Below are 19,973 nucleotides of genomic sequence, written 5' to 3' on the forward strand. Positions count from 1 at the left end.
TCTACTGCACAGGTTCTTTCTACGGCACGTACCCCTCGTGAACGCTGACAAGCGGTTCATAGCGGCGCAGGGTGGTTCCGGCCGCCACGATTTCGCGCAGGTGCGGCAGTCCCCCAGTGGCTGCGCCGGCGGCGCGGGCCTGGACGAGTACGTTGCCCAGGGCGGTGGCTTCCACCGGCCCGGCGATGACAGGCTTACCGGTCGCGTTGGCGGTCAGCTGGCAGAGCAGGGCGTTCTGCGAGCCGCCGCCCACCACGTGCACCACCTCCACGGGCCTGTCGGCCAGGCGCTCCGCGGCCGTGATGGTCCGGGCATAACCTGCCGCGAGGCTGTCCATGATGCAGCGCGTGATGGCCGCAGGGTCATCACCCAGGTCCGCACCGGCACGCCGCACAGCGGCACGGATGCGCCCGGGCATGTTGTCCGGGGCGATAAAGCCCGGGTCATCGGCATTGATCTGCGGCCCGTCGGCGGGAAGTGCCGCGGCGGCAGCCAGGAGGGCGGAAAGCTCCGGCTGGAAACCCTCGCCGGCCCATGCCCGTTGGCATTCGCTCAGCAGCCACAGCCCGCCCACGTTCCGCAGGTAGCGGATGGTGCCGTCCACGCCGCGTTCATTGGTGAAGTTCGCTTCCCGGCTGGCCTCGGTGAGGACGGGGTGCTTCAGTTCCAGGCCAACCAGCGACCAGGTACCGGAGGAGATGTAGGCGAAGGCCTCATTCCCGGCGGGAACTGCGGCGACGGCGGAGGCGGTGTCGTGGGAGCCGACTGCCACCACCGTGGTTTCGGCAGGAAGGCCAACGGCCGCGGCCACGTCCGGCAGGAGGTCCCCGTACGCTTCGCCGGGCTGGATCAGCGGCGGGAACAGGTCCTTCCGCAGGCCCAGTGCAGTGAAGAACTCGGTGGCCCACTCCCCCGCCACGGCGTCGAACAGTCCGGTGGTGGAGGCGTTGGTCGCTTCGGTCCCTCGTACGCCGGTGAGCAGGAACGCGATCAGGTCCGGGATGAGCAGCGCATGCAGCCCGTCCAGGTCCTGCTCAGTGGCCAGCTGGTAGATGGTGTTGAACTGCAGGAACTGCAGGCCAGTGGTCTGGTACAGGCGCGCCGGGTCCAGTGTGCCGTGGACGTGCGCGACGGCGGTGCGGCTGCGGTCGTCGCGGTAGCTGAACGGCTGCGCCACCAGTTTCCCGGCGTCGTCCACCAGGCCGTAGTCCACGGCCCAGGTGTCGATGCCTATGCTGGCAATCCTTTCGCCCTGCACTGCCGCCACCGTAGCGGCAGCGCGCAGGCCCTCAAGCACCTCCGCGTACAGGGCGTCGAAGTCCCAGCGGAGGCCGCCGTCGCGCTCCACCACGCCGTTGGGGAAGCGGTGGACGGTTTCCAGCTCCACCCCTTCACCGGAAACCCGTCCCAGCATCACACGCCCGGAGGAGGCGCCGATGTCGACGGCGGCGAACACACCCGGGGTGCGCACACCGCCGCCGGCACCGCGCTGTGGCGGGGAAGCGAAGGCACTCACCGCAGGAAGGCTGCGGCCACCCCGGCGTCCACGGGGATGTGCAGGCCGGTGGTGTGGGACAGTTCGTTGCTGGTGAGGACGGCGGCGGCGTTGGCCACGTGCTCGGGCAGGACTTCGCGCTTGAGCAGGGTCCGCTGGGCGTAGTACTCGCCCAGCTTCTCCTCCTCCACGCCGTAGACCGCGGCGCGCTTGGCGCCCCAGCCGCCGGCGAAGATTCCTGAACCACGCACCACGCCGTCGGGGTTGATGCCGTTGACGCGAATGCCGTGCTCGCCCAGTTCGGCGGCAAGCAGGCGGACCTGGTGGGCTTGGTCTGCCTTGGTGGCGGAGTAGGCAATGTTGTTGGGGCCGGCGAATACCGAGTTCTTGGAGGAGATGTAGATGATGTCCCCGCCCATGCCCTGGGCGATCATCACCTTCGCAGCGGCCTTGGCCACCAGGAACGAGCCCTTGGCCATCACATTGTGCTGCAGGTCCCAGTCCTTTTCGGTGGTTTCCAGCAGCGGCTTGGAAATCGACAGGCCGGCGTTGTTGACCACCAGGTCGACGCCGCCGAAGGCCAGGACAGCGGCGTCGATCGCGGCAGCAACCTGGGCCTCGTCCGTGACATCGGCCTGGACGCCGATGGCGACGTCGGCACCGCCCAGTTCCTCGGCGACCTTTTGTGCGTTCCCAAGGTTCAGGTCGGCAATGACGACGCACGCGCCGTCGGACGCCAAACGCGTGGCGATGGCCTTGCCGATGCCGGACGCCGCACCCGTCACCAGCGCGATGCGGGTGGCATGGGACTTGGGCTTGGGCATCCGGGCCAGCTTGGCTTCCTCCAGCGCCCAGTACTCGATCCGGAACTTCTCGGATTCCTCGATCGGGGCGTAGGTGGAGATTGCCTCCGCGCCGCGCATGACGTTGATCGCGTTGATATAGAACTCGCCGGCAACCCGGGCGGTCTGCTTGTCCTTGCCGTAGGAGAACATGCCCACGCCCGGGACCAGCACGATGGCAGGATCCGCCCCACGCAGCGCCGGGGAATCGGGATCGGCGTGCCGGTCGTAGTAGGCCTGGTAGTCCTCGCGGTAGTCCGCGTGCAGTTCGTGCAGCCGGGCAACCGAGTCCTCCACGCTGGCGTCGGCTGGCAGGTCCAGAATCAGCGGCTTGACCTTGGTGCGCAGGAAGTGGTCCGGGCAGGAGGTGCCCAGGGCACCCAGGCGCGGGTGTTCGGCGGCTTCGAGGAAGTCCAGGACGACGGCGTCATCGCTGAAGTGCCCCAGTTGCGGTTTGTCGGTGGAGGCCAGGCCGCGGATCACCGGTGCCAGGGCGGCGGCCTTGGCCCGCCGCTCAGCCTCCGGCAGTGCACCGTATCCGGGGAGCTTGGGCCCGAAGGGCTGGGCCTTGCCGTTGTCGCGGATGTACTTTTCGGCCTGCTCGATGATCCACAGGGAGTTGGTTTCCGCTTCTTCGCTGGTGGCGCCCCACGCGGTGATGCCGTGCCCGCCCAGGATGGTGCCGACGGCCTGCGGGTTGGCGTCCTTGATCGCGGCGATGTCCAGGCCCAGCTGGAACCCGGGACGGCGCCAGGGCACCCAGACCACCTTGTTGCCGAAGATCTTGGCGGTCAGCGTCTCGCCCTCGGCCGCCGTCGCGATCGCGATGCCGGAATCCGGGTGCAGGTGGTCCACGTGCGCGGCATCCACCAGCCCGTGCATCGCCGTGTCGATCGAGGGGGCCGCGCCGCCCTTGCCATGAAGGCAGTAATCGAACGCGGCCACCATCTCGTCCTCGCGCTCGACGCCGGGGTAGACGTTCTTGAGCGCGTTCAACCGGTCCAGGCGCAGCACGGCAAGGTTCTGCTCCTTCAGCGTGCCCAGGTCACCGCCGGAACCCTTAACCCACAGGAGTTCGACGTCCTCACCGGTGACCGGATCCGTTTCGGTGCCCTTGGCGGAGGTGTTGCCGCCGGCGAAGTTGGTGTTCCGCTTGTCCGCGCCCAGGCGGTTGGAACGGGCAATCAGGTCTTCAACAGTCTTGTTGCTCATAACTTTCCTCAGGCACCCCATCCGGCTTGCTGGCCGCCCACGCGGTCCTCGTTGATCTTCTTCTGGTAACCGCTGGCCTTGAAGGCGGCCATCGGATCCGCGGGCAGGCCGCGGGATTCGCGCCACTGGGCCAGGATGGGCCGGACGTCGGTGTAGAAGGCGTCGTTGAAGATGCCGTTGGCGGCCAGGACATCCCCGGCACGCTGCGCCTCATCCAAAGCGGCCCTGTCCACCAGCAGCGCGCGCAGCGTCATTTCCTGGACATTGAGCACCGAGCGGATCTGGCCCGGGATCTTTTCCTCCAGGTTGTGGCACTGGTCCAGCATCAGGGCCACGCCCGAATCCTTGCCGAACCCACCACCACGGATCACCTCATGCATGATGCGGAAGAGCTGGAACGGGTCCGCGGCACCCACGATCAAGTCGTCGTCAGCATAGAAGCGCGAGTTGAAATCGAAGGACCCCAGCTTGCCCAGGCGCAGCAGCTGCATCACGATGAACTCGATGTTCGTGCCCGGGGCGTGGTGGCCGGTGTCGAGGCAGACAAAAGCCTTCTCCCCCAGGGCCAGCGTCTGGGCATAGGAGGTGCCCCAGTCCGGAACATCCGTGTGGTAAAAAGCCGGCTCGAAGAACTTGTACTCCAGCACCAGCCGCTGCTCGTCGCCCAGGGCCGCGTAGATTTCCTGCAGGGACTCGGCCAGCCGGTCCTGCCGGCCACGCAGGTCATCCTGGCCCGGGTAGTTGGTACCGTCCGCCAGCCAGATCTTCAGGTCGCGGGATCCGGTGGCGTGCATGATCTGGATGCAGTCGAGGTGGTGGTCGACCGCCCGGCGGCGGACCGCCTCATTTGAGGAAGTCAATGAGCCGAACTTGTACTCATCATCCTGGAAGGTGTTCGAGTTGATCGTGCCCAGGCCAACACCCAGTCCCGCGGCGTAGTCCTTCAACGCGGCGTAGTCGTCCACCTTGTCCCATGGAATGTGCAGGGCCACGGTGGGGGCCAAGCCGGTCAACTCATGGACTTTGGCGGCGTCCGCCAGCTTTTCCTGCACGGTCCGCGGCGTACCGGGTGTGCCGAACACCTTGAACCGCGTGCCTGAATTCCCATAGGCCCACGAAGGGACCTCAATGGCAAGCTCCCCGAGCCTGCCCAGCGCCGTTGCTACGTCATTCATGATGGTTCTTTCCGGTGTTTGAGCGTCATTCTGATGCATTGTGGTTGGTGCCCCGCTACTGGAGCCGTGCTGGTTTTTGCCCCGATCAGCCCACGGAGGGGAGGGCCGCCAACTGGCTGTCGAGGTTGAAGACTTCCTCAAGGACCTGGAACCCCTCATCGGGCGCCTGGCCGGAATCTTCAAAAAGAGTTGCCATTTCCGCCTGCCAGCGGGCGTTGACCTCCGTCAGGGCCATGCGGGCACGGACGGCGTCAAAATCGTCGCACTCCACGTAGCCCACCAGGAGCCCGTCTTCTCCCAGGAAGAGGGAATAGTTGTGCCAGCCCGCCTCCTCGAGGGCGTGCAGCATCTCCGGCCACACCTCTGCGTGGCGCCGACGGTATTCATCAATCAGCGCCGGCTGGACCGAGGAACGGAAGCACACCCTCATTGGAACCCCTCTTCAAACTTCGCGATTTTTTGAATCGTTTCATTGGTACGATTCAAAGTACTCTTGGATTTGAGCAGGTGTCAAGCAATGGCAAGAACTTTTGATTTCCCGCGCGGAACCGACTGCCGCGGGCATATCAGCACGGAGAATCGATGAACCGCACAGCCAGCATCAAGGACGTTGCCACCCACGCGGGCGTGGCCGTGGGCACGGTTTCCAACGTCCTGAACTATCCGGACCGGGTGTCAGAGCGGACCCGGGAGCGGGTGCTCCGATCCATTGACGAGCTCGGCTTTATCCGGAACGATGCCGCCCGCCAGCTCCGCGTGGGCCACAGCCGCACCATCGGACTGATTGTCCTGGACGTGGGCAACCCCTTCTTCACCTCCGTGGTTCGGGCGGCCGAGGACGCCGCAGCACTCCAGGGAAGCGCAGTCCTGCTCGGCGACAGCGGCCACAACGCCGGCCGGGAGGCGAACTACATCGACCTCTTCCAGGAGCAGCGCGTGCAGGGCCTGCTGATTTCCCCCGTGGGCGATATCGCGGAGAGGCTGGACCTCCTCCGTGAGCGCGGAGTGCCCACGGTACTGGTGGACCGCCTGGCTGACGAATCCAAGTTCAGTTCGGTTGCAGTGGACGACGACGCCGGCGGGTACCTTGCCGCCCGACACCTCCTGGACACGGGCCGCCGCCGGCTCGCCTTCGTGGGTGGCCCCACCTCCATCCGCCAGGTGGCGGACCGCCTCCAGGGGGCCCAGCGGGCCGTGAAGGAGGAGCCGGACGCCACCCTCGAGGTGCTGGAAGCCGAAGGTCAGACCGTCCTGGCCGGCCGCAGCGTGGGCGACGTGCTGGTGGAACGGGGCAGGGCCAAGTTGCCGGAGGGAATTTTCTGCGCCAACGACCTCCTGGCCCTGGGCGTCATGCAATCGCTCACCATGACCCACACCTTCCGCATCCCGGAGGACGTTGCCTTGATCGGCTACGACGACATTGACTTTGCCGCTTCGGCGGTGGTGCCGCTTTCCTCTATCCGCCAGCCGACGGAACTCCTGGGCCGGACAGCCATCGAGTTGCTGTCCGAGGAAGTGGAATCGCAGAATCCCGTCCACCGGTCCGTGGTGTTCACTCCCGAGCTGGTGGTCCGGCAAAGCACCGACACAGCCGCGGACGGAAAAACCAGCGCTGGCTGACGCAGCGGCGGCAGAGGCCCGGAAGGGCTATTTGCCGGACTGCTGCAGCCACTTCATGGAGTCGCTCCGGGAAGTGAAGAAGCGCGTGGGGCACGGCGGGACGTGGACTCCCAGGAAGAAGTTGGCGATGATTCGGTCCACGGGGCTTGCCCCCAGCAGGGCGATGCGGTTGGCCGCGCAGGGGATGGAGAAGACCGAGCGCGCCTGGATGCTGACATTCTCGGTGGTGGCCATGTCCACCAGCATGGGATAGGTGGCGTCGCCGGCTATGCGGTTCACCGCAGCCATGGCTGCCTGCGCATCCTCAACTTCTATGCGGACGCTGGGCTCCCAGATGAGGTGGATGATGCCGTCGGCGCGCAATTCCACGGTGCCCTTGCCGCCGTCGACCATTACGGGTTCCATCTCCCGCCTCCCTCCAGTGGGCAGTTCCTGACTCCACTATCTTGCCTTAGCGCGGGGAGTCAGGAAGACCGACCCACGCCCGGCAGCCTGCTGCCGGCTTGACTAATCAGCATGCTTACTAATAGGTTGGTCGACGTGCCCGTGGCCTGGATCACCATCCGGAGCTGCGTGTCGCGGCCCGCGAGGGCTGCATCTGAAACAAGTGCATTTGAAATAGCCAGTTCCGCCGGGGTTCTCCATGGGGGCGGAGCCTCGGGGGGTTCATTGCGCCGCAACCCGGCGCTGAAAGGATTTACCGAAAATGCGAACAAGGGTCTCAGCTTCAGTCACCGCCATTGCCCTCTCCGGCGCCATGCTCTTTGGCATGGCGGGTCCGGCCACGGCAGCGGCACCAGCGGCTCCTTCTGCCGCTTCCCAGTCATCACAGGTTGCCAACGTAACGGGAACCATCAACCAGACCATTGACGGCGTTGGCACCTTCGTTGGCTCGTTCACGCCGTCCAGCTTCAGCGCCCAGAACGGCCAGCTGAACGTCACCGGCCTGGTGCTGGGTACCTTCACGGACCTCAACGGCGTGGCCACCCCGGTCACCCAGACGGTAACCACCACCGCTGCGGCCGCACCCTCCACCGCGGCCGCCTTGGCCACCGGCGGCAGCTGCGACGTCCTTAACCTGGTCCTCGGCCCGCTGCACCTGGATCTCCTGGGACTCAACGTGGACCTCAACCAGGTGGTCCTGGACATCACATCCCAGACCGGAGCGGGCAACCTGGTGGGCAACCTCCTTTGCGCCGTCACCGGGCTCCTGGACGGCGGGACCGGCCTGAACGGCCTGGCCAACCTGCTCAACCGCATCCTGGGCCTCTAGTTCCCGGCGCGTCAATAACCTGCAACGCCAGCAAAGCGGGCGGCCCCGAAAAGGGCCGCCCGCTTTGCTGTGCATATGCGCACCGCTTAGAGCTTCTCCACCACCAGGTTTCGGTAGGCAGCCCGGAGCGGCGCCATCTGCCGAAAGCCGATCCGGCCCCCGCCAAGCACTGTGTCCGACGAATCACGCCACTCAAAGAGCGGCAGCCCGTTGATGGAAAAGGCCGCCAGCGGGCCGTCCTTGAGTACCTCCAGCCGATAGAAGTCCACGGCATCTTCCGCGGGCGGCAGCGGGTCCGCACCTTGGGCCACCAGTTCGAACCCTGCGCTCTTGCGCAGGTTGCAGGTCCGGAAAGCCCGCTCGGACTGGTACTTGTGCCGGAAATAGGAAACGTGCAGGGCGTCGATGTCGCCCGAGTGGTACTGCGGGTAGTAGCCGGTCCTGGGCGCGAGGGCCTGGCTGAACAGGTCCAGCCCCCGGTGGCCGGCAGCGGCAAAGAACAGCATGGCCAGGCCGGGTTCCGCGAGCGGCAGGAACTCCCAGCTGATGCGGATACCGTCCGGAAATTCCTCCGGGCACCAGAACGTCCAGTGCGCATGGTCGCCGAACTCCTGGTCGTCCAGGCTCCCCGACAGTTCCAGCGCACCGTCGTGGCTGCCAAGGCTTAGCGGCCCCTCCGCCACCCACTCCGCAACGTCGTCCGGCCCGGCCAGCGGATTGCGGTAAAGGACCCCCGTCTCCAGGCCTGCCGTGCCCACCTAGCTGCGTCCCGCCGTCGGGCTTAACTCCCTGGCATTGGCCGGCTCGCCTGTGCCGGCCACCCCGTACCCCAGCCCGCCAAGCTGCCCGGCCACCTCCCCCGCCACCAGCGCTGCTCCCTGCTGCGAAAAGTGGGTATCGTCAGCCAGGCCGTCCGGCCAGTGCGCGTGCTCACCGGGCCCGAAATGGCAAAACAACCCGCGCGACCCGTCGCGTCCCAGCCGCCGATACAGGTCCCGGGTCCAGGCGTTCAGGTCCATGACGGGGACGCCCAGCTCCAGGCCGAGCTCGCGGACCACCTCCGGATAGTCCTCCAGGCTTTCCTCAAGGGCAGCGTCCGACGACGGCGCGTCCAGGAAGTGCCGGCGCTCCACCGGTGTGCAGAGCACCGGAGCGGCGCCCAGGGCACGCACCTCGGCCACCATGGTGCGCAAGTTTGCCGCGTACCCGGTGCGGGCCGCCAGATGCTGCTTCTTCTGGTCGTTGTGGCCGAACTGGATGAGCACCAGGTCGCCGGCGCCTGCCTCGGCGAGCAGGTCCGTCCACAGCCCCTCGGCGCGGAAGGATTCGGTGCTCGCCCCACCCTTGGCGAAGTTATACACCGCGCCCCATGCATAGGTAAGCGGGGCCAGCCGGGCACCCCAGCCACTCATGGGGAACTCGTGCGTGGGACAGTTGGCCACGGTGGAGTCGCCGGCCAGCAGGATCTTCATGGTGTCCTTTCTTCTGCCTGGGCTCAGCCCTTGACGGAGCCGATGAGCATGCCCTTGGCGAAGTGCTTCTGCAGGAACGGATAGAAAATGAGGATGGGCAGGGTGGCCACCACGATCACGGCGAACTTAATGCCCTGTTCCGGCGGGATGTAGTTGGGATCCACGTTGCCGGTGCCCAGCAGGTCTGACGCGGCTGTGACCTGGCGCAGGTACATCTGCAGGGTCCACTTGGAGTTGTCGCTCAGGTACAGCAGGGGCGACATGAAGTCATTCCAGATGCCCACCGCATAGAACAGGGCGAAGGTTGCCAGGACCGGCTTGGACAGCGGCAGCAGGATCCGCCAGAGGATCCCGATTTCGGTGGCGCCGTCCATCTTGGCCGACTCCTCAAGCTCAGCCGGGAGTTCCTGGAAGAAGTTCTTGATGATGATCAGGCTGAACGGGTTGATCGCCGCCGGCAGGATCAGGGCCCAGTAGGAGTTGAGCAGGCCCAAGTCCTTGACCAGCAGGAACGTGGGGATCATGCCGCCGGAGAAGACCATGGCGAAGACCACCAGGGACAGGATCACGTTCCTGCCGCGCAGTGTTTTCTTGGCCAAGGGGTACGCCATGGTCACGGTGAAGGCCAGCTGGACCAGGGTGCCCACTGCCGTCACCAGGATGGTGGTCACCAGGGCGCGGACAAACGCCGGGGTGGCGAAGATGTACTCGTAGGAACCCAGGGTGAACTGCTCGGGCCAGACGAAGAACGCCCGGCGGGTGATCTCCGCTTCGGTGGCGAAGGAGCCGGCGAAGACATAGACGAACGGCAGCAGGGTGATGATGCCGATCAGGGACAGGAAAACGTAGTTGGCGGCGTCAAAGATCCGGCCGCCGCGGGTGTTGTGGATCTTCATTAGAACAGTCCGCTCTGGTTGAATCGCTTGGCCAGCCAGTTGGTGCCGAAGATCAGCACGATGCCCACCAGGGATTTGAACAGGCCCACCGCGGTGGAGTAGCTGTAGGCGCCCTGGGTGATGCCCACGAAGTAGACGTAGGTGTCAAAGACGTCCGCCACTTCGCGGTTGAGGGCGTTGGTCATCAGGTAGATCTGTTCGAAGCCGGTGTTGAGCATCTGCCCGATGGCCAGGATCAGCATCACGATGATGGTGGAGCGGATCGCGGGCAGGGTGATGTGCCAGACCCGGCGGAAGCGGCCGGCGCCGTCAATGATGGCTGCCTCGTACTGGTCCTGGTCCACGGTGGCGAGGGCGGCCAGGAAGATAATGGTGCCCCAGCCGGTGTTCTTCCAGATTTCCTGAAGCACGATCAGGGGCCGGAACCAGGCCGGGTCGCTCAGGAAGTCGATGTTGGTGCCCATGGCGTTGTTCATGAACTGGAACAGCGGCCCGATGTCCAGGGCGAACAGCAGGAAGCTCAGCGAGGCCACGATGGTCCACGACAGGAAGTGCGGGATGTACACCAGGGTCTGGACCGTGCGCTTGAGGATGGACAGCCGGACCTCGTTCAGCAGCAGCGCCAGGATGATGGTCAGCGGGAAGGCCACCCCCAAGTTCAGGAAGGCCAGGATCAGGGTGTTGCCCAGCAGCCGGGGAAAGTCCGGGTTGGCGAAAAAGTCCTCGAAGTTCCGGAACCCCACCCAGGGGCTGCCGTTAACGCCCAGGAAGGGGACGTAGTCCTTGAAGGCGATGGATACCCCGTACATGGGGGCGTAGCGGAACACCGCGAAGTACACCACGCCGGGCAGCAGCAGCAGGTACAGCCACTTGTAGTGCGCGAAATGGACGGAGAACCTGCCCCCTTTCCGGGGAGCGGGCGCGGTCTTGCCCGCCCGCTCCCCGGCGAGGGTGTCAATGACAGGGGCTGCCATTTACTTGTTGTCCTGCCAGAGCTTGTTGATCTCTTCCTTGACCTTGTTGCCGCCGCTGGTGTCCCACAGCTTGATGGCGTCCTTGAGGCCCTGCTCATCGATCTGTCCGGCAAGGTACTTGATCCGCGCGTCGGCCACGATGTTGTCCAACTGGGCGCCCTTGGCCACGTAGGTTGCGGAAACGTAAGGCGCGGCCGGGTTGTAGACGGCGCTCTTGAGGTCCTCAGCCATGACATCGGTGCGCTTGTCGAAGACCTGCTGTTCGTAGTCGGTAGGCTGCTTGACCGGGTAGAAGGTGTTTCCCGCAACGTTCATGCCCAGCTGGGCATAGCTCTTGATGTCAGTGGTGACGGCCTTGCCCTCCGGGGTTTCCGGCTTGATCGTTGCCGCCTTCCCGTCCTCCACCTTGAAGTTCACGCCCTCGATGCCGTTGTTCAGCAGGACGGCCACGTCCTTGCCGTTCATGGTGTTCAGGAACTGCAGGACCTTGTCCAGTTCGGCCTCGGTCTTGACGCTGGCCTTGGGCACGGCAAGGAAACCGGAGTAGCCGTCGGTGGGATGGGCGTGCAGCTTGCCGTCGGGCCCTTCGAGGTTGCCCACGAAGCCCACCTTGTTCTGGAAGTTGTTGGGGTCTGCCTGCTTGAAGAGGTTGATCAGCACGCTCACCCGGGAATCGACGTCAACGATGATGCCGCCCTTGCCGTTGAAGAACGGCTCGTTCCATTTGGTGCTGTCAAAGGTGGCGAAGTCAGGGTTGATGAGCTTTTCGTCCACCATTTTCTTGATGAACCGGTCGGCTTCGAGGAATTCGTCGGTCTCGAAGCTGGGCACGAGTTTCCCGTCCCGCTCCGTCCAGCGGTTCCCTGCGCCGTACCACTCCTCGATCACGTCGTACGGGCTGTTGGTGCCCAGCGCACCCCACTTGGGGATGGTGATGCCATAGGTGTCATTTTGGCCGTTGCCGTCCGGATCCTGCTCAGTGAAGGCCTTGGCCACTTTGTACAGGTCCTCAACGGTCTTGGGCGGCTGCAGGCCCAGCTTGTCCAGCCAGTCCTGCCGGAACATGACGGCTGTGCGCATGGGGGCGCGGCCGCGGAACACGCCGTAGACCTTGCCGTTGACGCTGGCGTTCTTCTGGATGTCAGGGAAGGTGGTCTTGAGGTTCGGATACTTATCCAGCTTGTCAGTGAGGTCCCAGAACGCACCGGCTTGGGCGTTCTTGACGAAGCCCGGAGTCTTTCCCTGGATCACCATTACCTGCGGGATGTCCGATCCCGCCAGCGTGATGTTGGTCTTGTCCTCGTAGGAGGCGTTGGGTGCCCAGTTGATCTTGACCTGCTTGCCGGTGAGCTCCTCGAGCTTCTTCTGGACTGCGCCGTCCGCGGCGGGCGGCTGCGCTTCGAGGAACGGGGCCATGATGGAGACCGAGGTGAGGTCGGCGGCCGGGGCGTCACCGCCGCCGCTGCATGCCGTGAGGGTCAGGGCGGTCGCGGTGACGACGGCGGCGGCGAGGGATAGTTTCCTACGGATCATTATTTTCCTTTTCCACTTCTTTGGGGTTGATTCGGGCACTCGGGCCCACCTTTTGATACGTTTCATTTGAACGCCCTGGCAGACCCGGAGACGATGGGCGGGCTATCAGGTGAAAACCACCGTCAGGCGGTGGAGGCGCCCTGCAGGACGGCATGCCCGGCAGGTTCCACCGCAGCTACGGCCTGGTCGTTGGCGGTGAAGAAACGGTCGCACAGCCACCCGGTCAGGTACAGCCAGGCTCCGATGCTGAAAAACGGGATCAGCCCCGGAATCACGCTGCTGGCATACACGACGGCCGCGGAGACGAACAGCAGGATGACGGTGCCCGCAAGGTGCCGCACGGCGAACCGGGACGACATCAGCAGATACTGCGGCAACGGCAGCTCATACCTGGCATACATGGGGAACACAAAGCAGATGGCCCCGGCCAGGAAGACCGCCGCGACAACCAGGCCCACCGCCATGAACTGCGGAAAGAGCCCGCGGCCGCCTGAGAAGTAGTTCCAGTTCAGGACCAGCGCAGCCACCACGGCCATGATCGGAAGCGAGAGCGCGTTCGCCCGGCCAAAATTCCGGAAGTATCCGGAGGCAAAGCTTCGGAGCAGCGGCACAGCGTCGCCACCGGCCCGCCTCCGCACCACAATCTGGGCTGCCGCGGTGGCGGGACCTGCGCCGAGAACACCGAGGCCCAGCAGGGTGAAAGCGATCCAGAGCAGGTTCAGGCAGGCAATCCATACGAGCGTGTCAAAAAACGAGTAGGCACGCGCGCTGAAGGTTCCGGACAGCATGGCACGGCTCCCTTCTGTTTCTCCATCGTCGCAGAGGCGAAAGCGGAACGTGTCCCGCATCACGCTGTTAATCGGTTTCTCGAAAATGTAAACCCGCTGCCACTCCACGGTCAAGCAATAAATTGAATCGTTACATAGCTGGACTCGAAGAGCCTGCATGCCGCACACTGAAAGGCGGAAAGCGCTTGCTGCGCTAATGCGGGCGCCTCACATGCTGGCGCCCTTGATGGCGCCGCAGGCCAGAACGGAGAACCATGGAAACGGCAACGGAGGCCGCCGCCGCCGGAACATCGTTTACGACGGCGGGGCGGGTTGCGTTGGTGGGGGTGCACGGCTTTGGCACCCACCACCTCCGGAACCTGGACCGCCTGCAGACGGCGGGCAAGGTGGACCTCGTTGCTGTTGCCGATCCGCAGCCCCCGGCACCAGGCGCACTGCCGCCGTCGGCCGCTGTTTACGCGGGGCTCGATGACCTCCTCAAGGCGACCCCGGACCTGGACCTGGTCATCGTTGCCACGCCCATCCAAACCCACGCCCCGCTGGCCCTGGCCGCCCTGGCCACGGACGCGGAACTGTACCTGGAGAAGCCGCCCGTCGCCTCCCTGGCGGACTTCAAGCGGCTGCGCGAAGCCGCTGCCGCGTCGGGCCGAGGAGTCCAGATCGGCTTCCAGAGCCTCGGATCACACGCCCTAAAGGCCATCGAGGACTTGCTGGCCGCCGGAACCATTGGCACCCTTGAGGGCATTTCCGCCACCGGCCGCTGGGTTCGGGACAGGGCCTACTACAAGCGCTCCCGCTGGGCAGGGAAACGCAGCATCAACGGTATGGACGTGGTGGACGGCGTGGCCACCAATCCCCTGGCCCACGCGGTGGCAACCGCCCTCCGGATTGCCGGGGCGCGCACCACTGCCGACGTCGCTTCCGTGGAAACCGAGCTGTACCGCGCCAACGACATCGAATCGGACGACACCTCCGTGATCCGGATCCAAACAGCGGCAGGCCTGCCCATCACCTGCGCCCTGACCATCTGCGCCTCGGAGTCCGTTGAGCCATACGTGACCCTCCAGGGATCTGCTGGAACGGCGGTTTTCCACTACACCGAGGACCGACTCACTGTTCAAACAGCGGCGGCCCGCAACGAGGAAGAGTATGGCCGGGATGACCTGACGGAGAACCTCCTGGCCCACCGCGCCCAGGGTGTCCCGCTCATCAGCAGCCTTGAGGACAGCGGCGCCTTCATGCTGGTGCTGGAAGCAGTCCGGACAGCGCCGCTCCCCGCCCCCATCGATCCCGCTTACGTCCGTTGGGAGGGTGAGGGGGACGCGGCGCACGCGGTGGTGGCAGGCATCGAGGAAGCCCTGGAGCAAGCAGGCCGGGAGCATGCCACCTTCAGCGAACTGGGCCTGCCCTGGGCTGCAGCCGCTCCCGCCGTGTTTGACCTCCAGGCCTGCTGATGGTGGACCAGGCGGGACTGCAGGAGGCGGCGATCGGGAATCCAACCCCGCCGCGGAACCCGGGGCAGCTCTACGCCGTCAACCTCGTGACGGACGGTCTTGCCTACTGCCTGACGGCCGCCCCTTCCCCCTTGTTCGGCTGGCAGCTGGGGCAGGACGAGGACTCCGATCCCGCCCTGGCGCGGCAGACGGGCCATGAGCTTGAGGTCCGCGCCGTCTACGGCGGCGTTTTGTGGGGCTCCGGACAGGTGGCCGGCGCTTTTCAGCGGCATGTTCCCTACGGCGGACCCAAACTCGAGGACGACACGGACTACGCGTGGCGCGTGCGCATTCTGGACGCATCCGGAATGCCGGGGCCCTGGTCAGCGCTGCAGCCGTTCAGTACCGGGCTTGGTGACGACTCCTGGAAGGCCGACTGGATGCGCCGCGCCCCGGGTGGACGGGCGCCGCTGGAAATCCTGAACCAGGCGCTCCGCGTGGCTGCGTCGCCATTCCTGCCCCTTCCCTCCCCTGCACTTCGCAGCGTCCGGCTTGAAGCGAGGCTCCGCCCCGTGATGGGCCGGGCCGGGCTGCTCCTGCGCAGCATCGGCGCCGGAACCGGCCTGCTGCTGGAAATAGACACCACCGGTGAAGTGGTGCTCCGCCGCGCGCCGGGATGGGAAATCCCTTCCCCCGCGGTGCCGGAAACCGAAATACTGGCGAGTGCAGCACCGGCACGCGTCCAGGACCCGGAGCAGGCCCCCGCGTCATGGCGGAACCTCACGGTCACAGATGACGGCCGGACCATCAAGGTTGCCCTGGACGGGTTCGAACTGCTGGCGGTTGACGAGCCCGCCGCTGTGGATGAGGCCGGGGTCCTTGCTTTGCACCAGGGCCCGCGGAGCCAGGCTGAGTACGCAGAACTGCGGCTTACCGACACCACTCCCGGGCGGCCCGAAACCCTCGTGTTTGACCACCGCTTCGACACCAACGATGACCATGGTCGTGCCTGCCTGGCGCAGTGGTCCCGAAACACCGTGCACCGGCAGCCCGATGAGTGGACCCTGTTCCGTGCTGCCCTCCAGCTGTCCGGGACGGTGCGGCGGGCGCGGCTCTACGTCGCGGCACACCACCACGCCCAGCTCTCCGTGGCTGGAACGCCCTGCTTGAACACCACCTCGTTCGGCTACCCGGGCGAGGGCTATTACGATGCCGCCGACGTCACGGAGATCCTCGCGGGACAGCCGGCCGGCTCAGCAGTGCCGGTCACGGCCCTGCTCCACTGGTACGGCCCGGGCCAGGGCCGGGCAGCGGGCATCCCGGGCCTGCTGGTCCGGCTCACCGTGGACTACGACGACGGGCGCCGCGACGTTCTCACCTCCGGCCCAGGCTGGTCCGCCGGCGAGGCGCCGTACCGCCAGTCCGGATACCGCAACGATGAGGGTGATCCGGTCGAGCACCTGGATGGGCAGGCCGCATCGTCGCTGGACGTGGCCGATGACCTGCCTGCCGCTGTGGTCACCGGCCGCCACCCCTCGTCGGACTTTCCCCGGGTGCACCCCCGCCGGACGTTCCTTGCCGGCGAGTTCGTGGCACCGCGGCAGTTCTTGACCGCCGACGACGGCACGATGGTGGCGGACTTCGGCCAGGTTCTTCCCGGCCGCCCGGAGGTGGATTTCCTGGACGGCGTCCCCGGCCGCACAGTGATGCTCCGCGCCGGCTACGCCCTCCGGCCCGGCGGCAGGGTGGACGCCGGGAAGACGGTCAGCCAGAACACGGACATGTCCTTCCCCTACACGCAGGCGGCCGGGCCGCAGCAGTACCGCGCCTCGGTGCACCTGGGTTTCCGCTACCTGGAACTGCCCGGCATCGAAGCCGCGGATGTGTCCCGGGTGGGCGCCCTCACCGTCCATGGCTCCCATCCGGGCGAGGGCAGCTTCAGCAGCTCGGATCCGGTTCTGGACGCGGTCTTCGGGCTGCTCCGCGACTCCGCCCTGTACGGGGTGCAGGAGCAATTCGTGGACACCCCCACCCGGGAAAAGGGCCAGTTCCTGGCCGATGCCGCCAACATCTCCTATGCCACCATGGCGCTCTTCGGTGAGCACGCCTTCACGGCGCAGGCGCTGCGCGAGTTCGCGTGGTCAGCAAGCCGGTACTGGACTTCCAACAGCGAAAAGGGGCGTTACAACGCCGTCTATCCCAACGGCGACGGCAAGCGCGACATCCCCGACTTTTCCCTGATGCTGCCGGAATGGGCCGAGGAGTACCACCTGCGTACCGGGGACCTGGCCATGGTGCGGGAACTGCTGCCGCACCTGCGGGACACGGCTGACTACGCCCTGCGCCACATTCCCACAGAAGGTCCGACGGCGGGACTGGTCACCACGCTGGGCGGCGGCTCCGGTCCCTACCTGCACGGCATCGTGGACTGGCCGGCGCCCGGCCGGTTCGGCTACGACATGGAGTGCGCCGCCAAGACCACCGTCAACGCCCAGGCCTACTCCGCCCTGGTTTCCACCGCCCGACTCTGCGGCGCGGCGGGCGACGAGCCTGCGGCCGTCCACTATCTCACCGCTGCCCGTACCTTGGCGGAGGCCATCCGGACGCATTTCCGCGTGGACGGGGTGATGGTGGACGGGCTCCATGCAGACGGTACGGCAAGCTCCCACGCCTCGCAGCATGCCACCTCCTTCCCGTTGTCCCTCGGCATCACCGGCCCGGAGTACGCAGCCGCTGATGCCGCCCGGCTCGCAGGAATGGGCATGCGGCAGGGACCCATGACCGTGCACCGGCTGGTCCGGGCGCTGCTGGCCCGCGGCCGGACGGACGCCGTACTGGATCTCCTCACCAGCAAGGACCAGCCCGGCTGGGCGCGGCTCCTGGACCGCGGCGCCACCTTCACCTGGGAAGCATGGGACCTTGAGGACGGCACCGACTACAGCCAGTCCCACGCCTGGTCCGCCTCCGTCGTCAAGGAAATCCTCGAGCACCTGCTGGGCATCCGCTATAGCACGCCGGGCGGCAACGAGGTGCTGATCGAACCGCCACTGTGCCGGCTGGAGCACGCTCGCGGCAGCGTGTCGGTGGGCACTGGGTACGTGCATGCGAACTGGCGGCGGGCTGGCGGGCGGATGGAGCTGGAATGCACCATTCCGCCGGGGGCCACCGCCACTGTCCGGCTGCCCGCCGGCACCTACGGGTTGAACGGGCCCGGGACCTTTCGCAACCAGGGTACGGATGCCGCCGTCGTGGTTTCCGCTGGGGAGGACGGCCACCAAGCGGGCACCACCCGGGACTTCCGGGTGCACACCGGAACCTGGACTTTCAGTCCGGCGTAGGAGCCTGCCGGTGGCGCCGGCCGTGCCGCCACAGCAGCAGTCCCACGACGGCCGCGGAGAGCATGCCCAGGGCGCCGGTGGCCACCAGCCCGGTCCGGACACCAAACTGCTCGGTCAGCCAGCCGGCCAGGAGTCCGCCGCACGCGTGGCCGCCCAGCAGGAGCGGCAGGTACAGGGCCATGACCCGGCCGCGGATGGCTGGACCGGCTTCGAGCTGGACCGCGGTGGCCGCGCTGGTGAGGAACAGCAGCGTCATCATGCCCACCACCACCAGCATGGCCACGAACAGCACCAGGCTGGGCATCAGCGCGGCCACCAGCTGGGACAGCCCGAAGAGGCCGGCCGCTGCCACGATGCCTTTGCGGCCCATGTTTCCCAGCCGGGCCGCCAGGAGTGCACCCGCCAAGGCACCAACCGCGCTGACGGTGTTGAACAGGCCGAAGCCCTCAACGCCGTTGTGCCACACTTGCTGGGCGAACGCGGCAAGGACCACCGGCCCGTTCATGCCGAACGCGCCCAGCAGGCCCGCCAACAGGATGAGCAGCAACAGCCGTGGCCGTTCGCGGACGTACCGGAATCCGGCGAGCACCTGGCCGCGTCCCCTCTCTGCCGGCACACTGGGGTGCAGCTCGTGGAGTCGGACGGCGGCAATCAGGCCCAGCACCACCAGGCCAATCACCGCGTTCGAGGCGAAGGCCGCTGCCGGTCCCGCCTGTGCGATGAGCACACCGCTGAGCGCCGGTCCGGCCATGGCGCCGAGCTGGGACAGCGCGTTGTTGAGGCCGATGGCGGGACGCAGTGCGGCGTCGCCCACCACCTCGTTGACGAAGACCTGCCGCGTGGGCTGGTCCACCGCGGCGGTGACGCCCAGGGCCACGCAACTGGCATAGACAACCCAGACAGTGAGAGTGCCGCTGGCAGCCCAGGCGGCAAGCCCCATGCCCAGCAGCACGATGACGGCCTGGCACACCATCATGATCCGGCGCTTGGGAAAGAGGTCCACCACCAGTCCGGCAAGCGGACCCACCACCAGCATGGGCAGGAACTGGAGGGCGACGGCGGCCCCCACCGCTGCAGGGCTGCCAGTCAGCTGCAGCACCAGCCAGTCCTGGGCCAGGCGCTGCATCCACACGCCAAGGCTGCCGGCCAGCTGCATGGCCAGGAAGAGCCGGTAGTTGTGGTGTTTTAGGGGATGGTACCAGCGGGGCCGGCTGATTCGTTCGGGTGCTGCCTGTGCGGGACGGGTGCGTCGGGACGGCACGGTCAGCGTCGGGGACGGCTGGAGCGCAGCTTCACTGCGGCGGCGGCCAGGATGAGGGTTCCGGGGACGACGACGAAGAGGGCTGCGAGCATCCAGACGAACACCACGGCGCAGAACAGGGCAGCGGCGAGCAGCAGCGAGCCGGTCCAGTCACGGAGGGCGGCTGCCTGGCCGGCTTCGAGGGCCTGACGCCAGGTGCCTTTGCCGGTTGCGGATCCTGCGGAGTCGGATCCTGCGAAGTCTGACCACGCGGAGGTTGTGCGGAGCAGGACGATGGCGGCGCCGGCGGCGAGGATGAGCGTGGCAGGAAGGACCAAGCCGCGGCCCGGGAGCTGCCCCACCCATGCGAGCAAAAGGTTGAGGACAATCACGACGGCGGCTGCCGCCGTCGTGATTCCAAGTTTCCAGCTGCCGGGCAGGGCAGCCTTGAACAGCCCCCACAGGCCGCGGACGGAATCATCCCGGCCGTTCAGGTGCCGTTCGAGGTGGGCGGTCCCGGCCGCATAGGCGGCCGGGATGGTGACGAGCGGGAGGGACAGCACCAGCACCAGTACCCCTGCCAGGAGGGTTTCGGAGAACAGGGCGAACCGGTTCACCGGAATGGGTTCTTGGCCGGATGCGGGTGTGGTGCTGTCCATGACACTCATTTTCTGTCTCGCTT

At 66.4% G+C, this 19,973-nt stretch carries 17 protein-coding genes; 4 read left to right on the top strand and 13 right to left on the bottom strand.

The genetic code is table 11. The features are described 5' to 3' along the window. Positions 1 to 19 precede the first annotated feature (19 nt). The 4 genes from ACFO0G_RS04825 to ACFO0G_RS04840 form a co-directional block, all read right to left on the bottom strand. Positions 20 to 1,516 (bottom strand): rhamnulokinase, encoded by a 1,497-nt coding sequence (locus tag ACFO0G_RS04825; protein WP_286398962.1) that lies wholly within the window; start codon positions 1,514 to 1,516, stop codon positions 20 to 22. Beyond that, complete coding sequence (locus tag ACFO0G_RS04830) at positions 1,513 to 3,549, bottom strand: bifunctional aldolase/short-chain dehydrogenase (protein WP_286398963.1); 2,037 nt, start codon at positions 3,547 to 3,549, stop codon at positions 1,513 to 1,515. Before ACFO0G_RS04830 ends, ACFO0G_RS04825 begins: the two co-directional genes overlap by 4 nt. An 8-nt stretch (positions 3,550 to 3,557) precedes the next feature. After that, the gene (rhaI, locus tag ACFO0G_RS04835; protein WP_376976611.1) at positions 3,558 to 4,724 is read right to left on the bottom strand and encodes an L-rhamnose isomerase; all 1,167 of its coding nucleotides are present in this window, start codon (positions 4,722 to 4,724) and stop codon (positions 3,558 to 3,560) included. An 85-nt stretch (positions 4,725 to 4,809) separates the two neighbouring features. Continuing rightward, positions 4,810 to 5,154, bottom strand: coding sequence for an L-rhamnose mutarotase (locus ACFO0G_RS04840; RefSeq protein WP_286398967.1), 345 nt, complete (start codon positions 5,152 to 5,154; stop codon positions 4,810 to 4,812). 152 nt (positions 5,155 to 5,306) lie between these two features. Between ACFO0G_RS04840 and ACFO0G_RS04845 the strand changes: the two genes are divergently transcribed. After that, positions 5,307 to 6,344, top strand: coding sequence for a LacI family DNA-binding transcriptional regulator (locus ACFO0G_RS04845; RefSeq protein WP_286398969.1), 1,038 nt, complete (start codon positions 5,307 to 5,309; stop codon positions 6,342 to 6,344). Between the two features lie 27 nt (positions 6,345 to 6,371). Here the strand turns inward: ACFO0G_RS04845 and ACFO0G_RS04850 are convergent, their stop codons facing one another. Continuing rightward, positions 6,372 to 6,749: a DUF7793 family protein gene (locus ACFO0G_RS04850; protein ID WP_286398970.1), complete on the bottom strand. Its 378-nt coding sequence runs from the start codon at positions 6,747 to 6,749 to the stop codon at positions 6,372 to 6,374. A gap of 301 nt (positions 6,750 to 7,050) precedes the next feature. On the opposite strand from ACFO0G_RS04850, the gene ACFO0G_RS04855 reads away from it, so the two are divergent. After that, positions 7,051 to 7,617 (top strand): ABC transporter substrate-binding protein, encoded by a 567-nt coding sequence (locus ACFO0G_RS04855; RefSeq protein WP_286398973.1) that lies wholly within the window; start codon positions 7,051 to 7,053, stop codon positions 7,615 to 7,617. A gap of 86 nt (positions 7,618 to 7,703) precedes the next feature. Here ACFO0G_RS04855 and ACFO0G_RS04860 read toward each other — a convergent pair whose 3' ends face one another. The 6 genes from ACFO0G_RS04860 to ACFO0G_RS04885 form a co-directional block, all read right to left on the bottom strand. Then, positions 7,704 to 8,375: a DUF1961 family protein gene (locus ACFO0G_RS04860; RefSeq protein ID WP_286398975.1), complete on the bottom strand. Its 672-nt coding sequence runs from the start codon at positions 8,373 to 8,375 to the stop codon at positions 7,704 to 7,706. Further along, positions 8,376 to 9,089: a rhamnogalacturonan acetylesterase gene (locus tag ACFO0G_RS04865; RefSeq protein ID WP_286398978.1), complete on the bottom strand. Its 714-nt coding sequence runs from the start codon at positions 9,087 to 9,089 to the stop codon at positions 8,376 to 8,378. 23 nt (positions 9,090 to 9,112) lie between these two features. Continuing rightward, a complete protein-coding gene (locus tag ACFO0G_RS04870; protein ID WP_142132709.1) occupies positions 9,113 to 9,985 on the bottom strand; it encodes a carbohydrate ABC transporter permease in 873 nt (290 codons plus the stop codon). Continuing rightward, entirely contained in the window at positions 9,985 to 10,959 is a 975-nt protein-coding gene (locus ACFO0G_RS04875; RefSeq protein ID WP_286398982.1) for an ABC transporter permease, read from the bottom strand. The genes ACFO0G_RS04870 and ACFO0G_RS04875 overlap by 1 nt, the downstream gene beginning before the upstream one ends. After that, on the bottom strand, positions 10,960 to 12,492 hold the full coding sequence (locus ACFO0G_RS04880) for an extracellular solute-binding protein (RefSeq protein WP_286398985.1): 1,533 nt from the start codon (positions 12,490 to 12,492) through the stop codon (positions 10,960 to 10,962). A gap of 122 nt (positions 12,493 to 12,614) precedes the next feature. Next, positions 12,615 to 13,280: a YesL family protein gene (locus ACFO0G_RS04885; protein ID WP_286398987.1), complete on the bottom strand. Its 666-nt coding sequence runs from the start codon at positions 13,278 to 13,280 to the stop codon at positions 12,615 to 12,617. A 254-nt stretch (positions 13,281 to 13,534) separates the two neighbouring features. Here ACFO0G_RS04885 and ACFO0G_RS04890 point away from each other — a divergent pair, with 254 nt between their 5' ends. Together ACFO0G_RS04890 and ACFO0G_RS04895 are read left to right on the top strand one after the other, a co-directional pair. Beyond that, a complete protein-coding gene (locus tag ACFO0G_RS04890; protein ID WP_376976612.1) occupies positions 13,535 to 14,734 on the top strand; it encodes a Gfo/Idh/MocA family protein in 1,200 nt (399 codons plus the stop codon). Continuing rightward, positions 14,734 to 18,051: a family 78 glycoside hydrolase catalytic domain gene (locus tag ACFO0G_RS04895; protein ID WP_376976613.1), complete on the top strand. Its 3,318-nt coding sequence runs from the start codon at positions 14,734 to 14,736 to the stop codon at positions 18,049 to 18,051. Before ACFO0G_RS04890 ends, ACFO0G_RS04895 begins: the two co-directional genes overlap by 1 nt. Here the strand turns inward: ACFO0G_RS04895 and ACFO0G_RS04900 are convergent. Further along, complete coding sequence (locus ACFO0G_RS04900; RefSeq protein WP_376976614.1) at positions 18,038 to 19,312, bottom strand: MFS transporter; 1,275 nt, start codon at positions 19,310 to 19,312, stop codon at positions 18,038 to 18,040. The genes ACFO0G_RS04895 and ACFO0G_RS04900 overlap by 14 nt on opposite strands. Before the next feature lie 2 nt (positions 19,313 to 19,314). Then, positions 19,315 to 19,959, bottom strand: coding sequence for a Poxvirus protein I5 (locus ACFO0G_RS04905; protein ID WP_376976615.1), 645 nt, complete (start codon positions 19,957 to 19,959; stop codon positions 19,315 to 19,317). Between the last annotated feature and the right edge of the window lie 14 nt (positions 19,960 to 19,973).

Origin of the sequence: Arthrobacter sedimenti (genome assembly GCF_042652025.1) — a bacterium.
GTDB classification, from domain to species: Bacteria; Actinomycetota; Actinomycetes; order Actinomycetales; family Micrococcaceae; genus Arthrobacter; species Arthrobacter sedimenti.

Excerpts from the sequence above, each read along its gene's own strand:
- ACFO0G_RS04830 (WP_286398963.1), bottom strand. The coding sequence starts at position 3,549 with ATGAGCAACAAGACTGTTGAAGACCTGATTGCCCGTTCCAACCGCCTG.
- rhaI (WP_376976611.1), bottom strand. The coding sequence starts at position 4,724 with ATGAATGACGTAGCAACGGCGCTGGGCAGGCTCGGGGAGCTTGCCATT.
- ACFO0G_RS04840 (WP_286398967.1), bottom strand. The coding sequence starts at position 5,154 with ATGAGGGTGTGCTTCCGTTCCTCGGTCCAGCCGGCGCTGATTGATGAA.
- ACFO0G_RS04845 (WP_286398969.1), top strand. The coding sequence starts at position 5,307 with ATGAACCGCACAGCCAGCATCAAGGACGTTGCCACCCACGCGGGCGTG.
- ACFO0G_RS04850 (WP_286398970.1), bottom strand. The coding sequence starts at position 6,749 with ATGGAACCCGTAATGGTCGACGGCGGCAAGGGCACCGTGGAATTGCGC.
- ACFO0G_RS04855 (WP_286398973.1), top strand. The coding sequence starts at position 7,051 with ATGCGAACAAGGGTCTCAGCTTCAGTCACCGCCATTGCCCTCTCCGGC.
- ACFO0G_RS04865 (WP_286398978.1), bottom strand. The coding sequence starts at position 9,089 with ATGAAGATCCTGCTGGCCGGCGACTCCACCGTGGCCAACTGTCCCACG.
- ACFO0G_RS04870 (WP_142132709.1), bottom strand. The coding sequence starts at position 9,985 with ATGAAGATCCACAACACCCGCGGCGGCCGGATCTTTGACGCCGCCAAC.
- ACFO0G_RS04875 (WP_286398982.1), bottom strand. The coding sequence starts at position 10,959 with ATGGCAGCCCCTGTCATTGACACCCTCGCCGGGGAGCGGGCGGGCAAG.
- ACFO0G_RS04880 (WP_286398985.1), bottom strand. The coding sequence starts at position 12,492 with ATGATCCGTAGGAAACTATCCCTCGCCGCCGCCGTCGTCACCGCGACC.
- ACFO0G_RS04885 (WP_286398987.1), bottom strand. The coding sequence starts at position 13,280 with ATGCTGTCCGGAACCTTCAGCGCGCGTGCCTACTCGTTTTTTGACACG.
- ACFO0G_RS04890 (WP_376976612.1), top strand. The coding sequence starts at position 13,535 with ATGGAAACGGCAACGGAGGCCGCCGCCGCCGGAACATCGTTTACGACG.
- ACFO0G_RS04895 (WP_376976613.1), top strand. The coding sequence starts at position 14,734 with ATGGTGGACCAGGCGGGACTGCAGGAGGCGGCGATCGGGAATCCAACC.
- ACFO0G_RS04905 (WP_376976615.1), bottom strand. The coding sequence starts at position 19,959 with ATGAGTGTCATGGACAGCACCACACCCGCATCCGGCCAAGAACCCATT.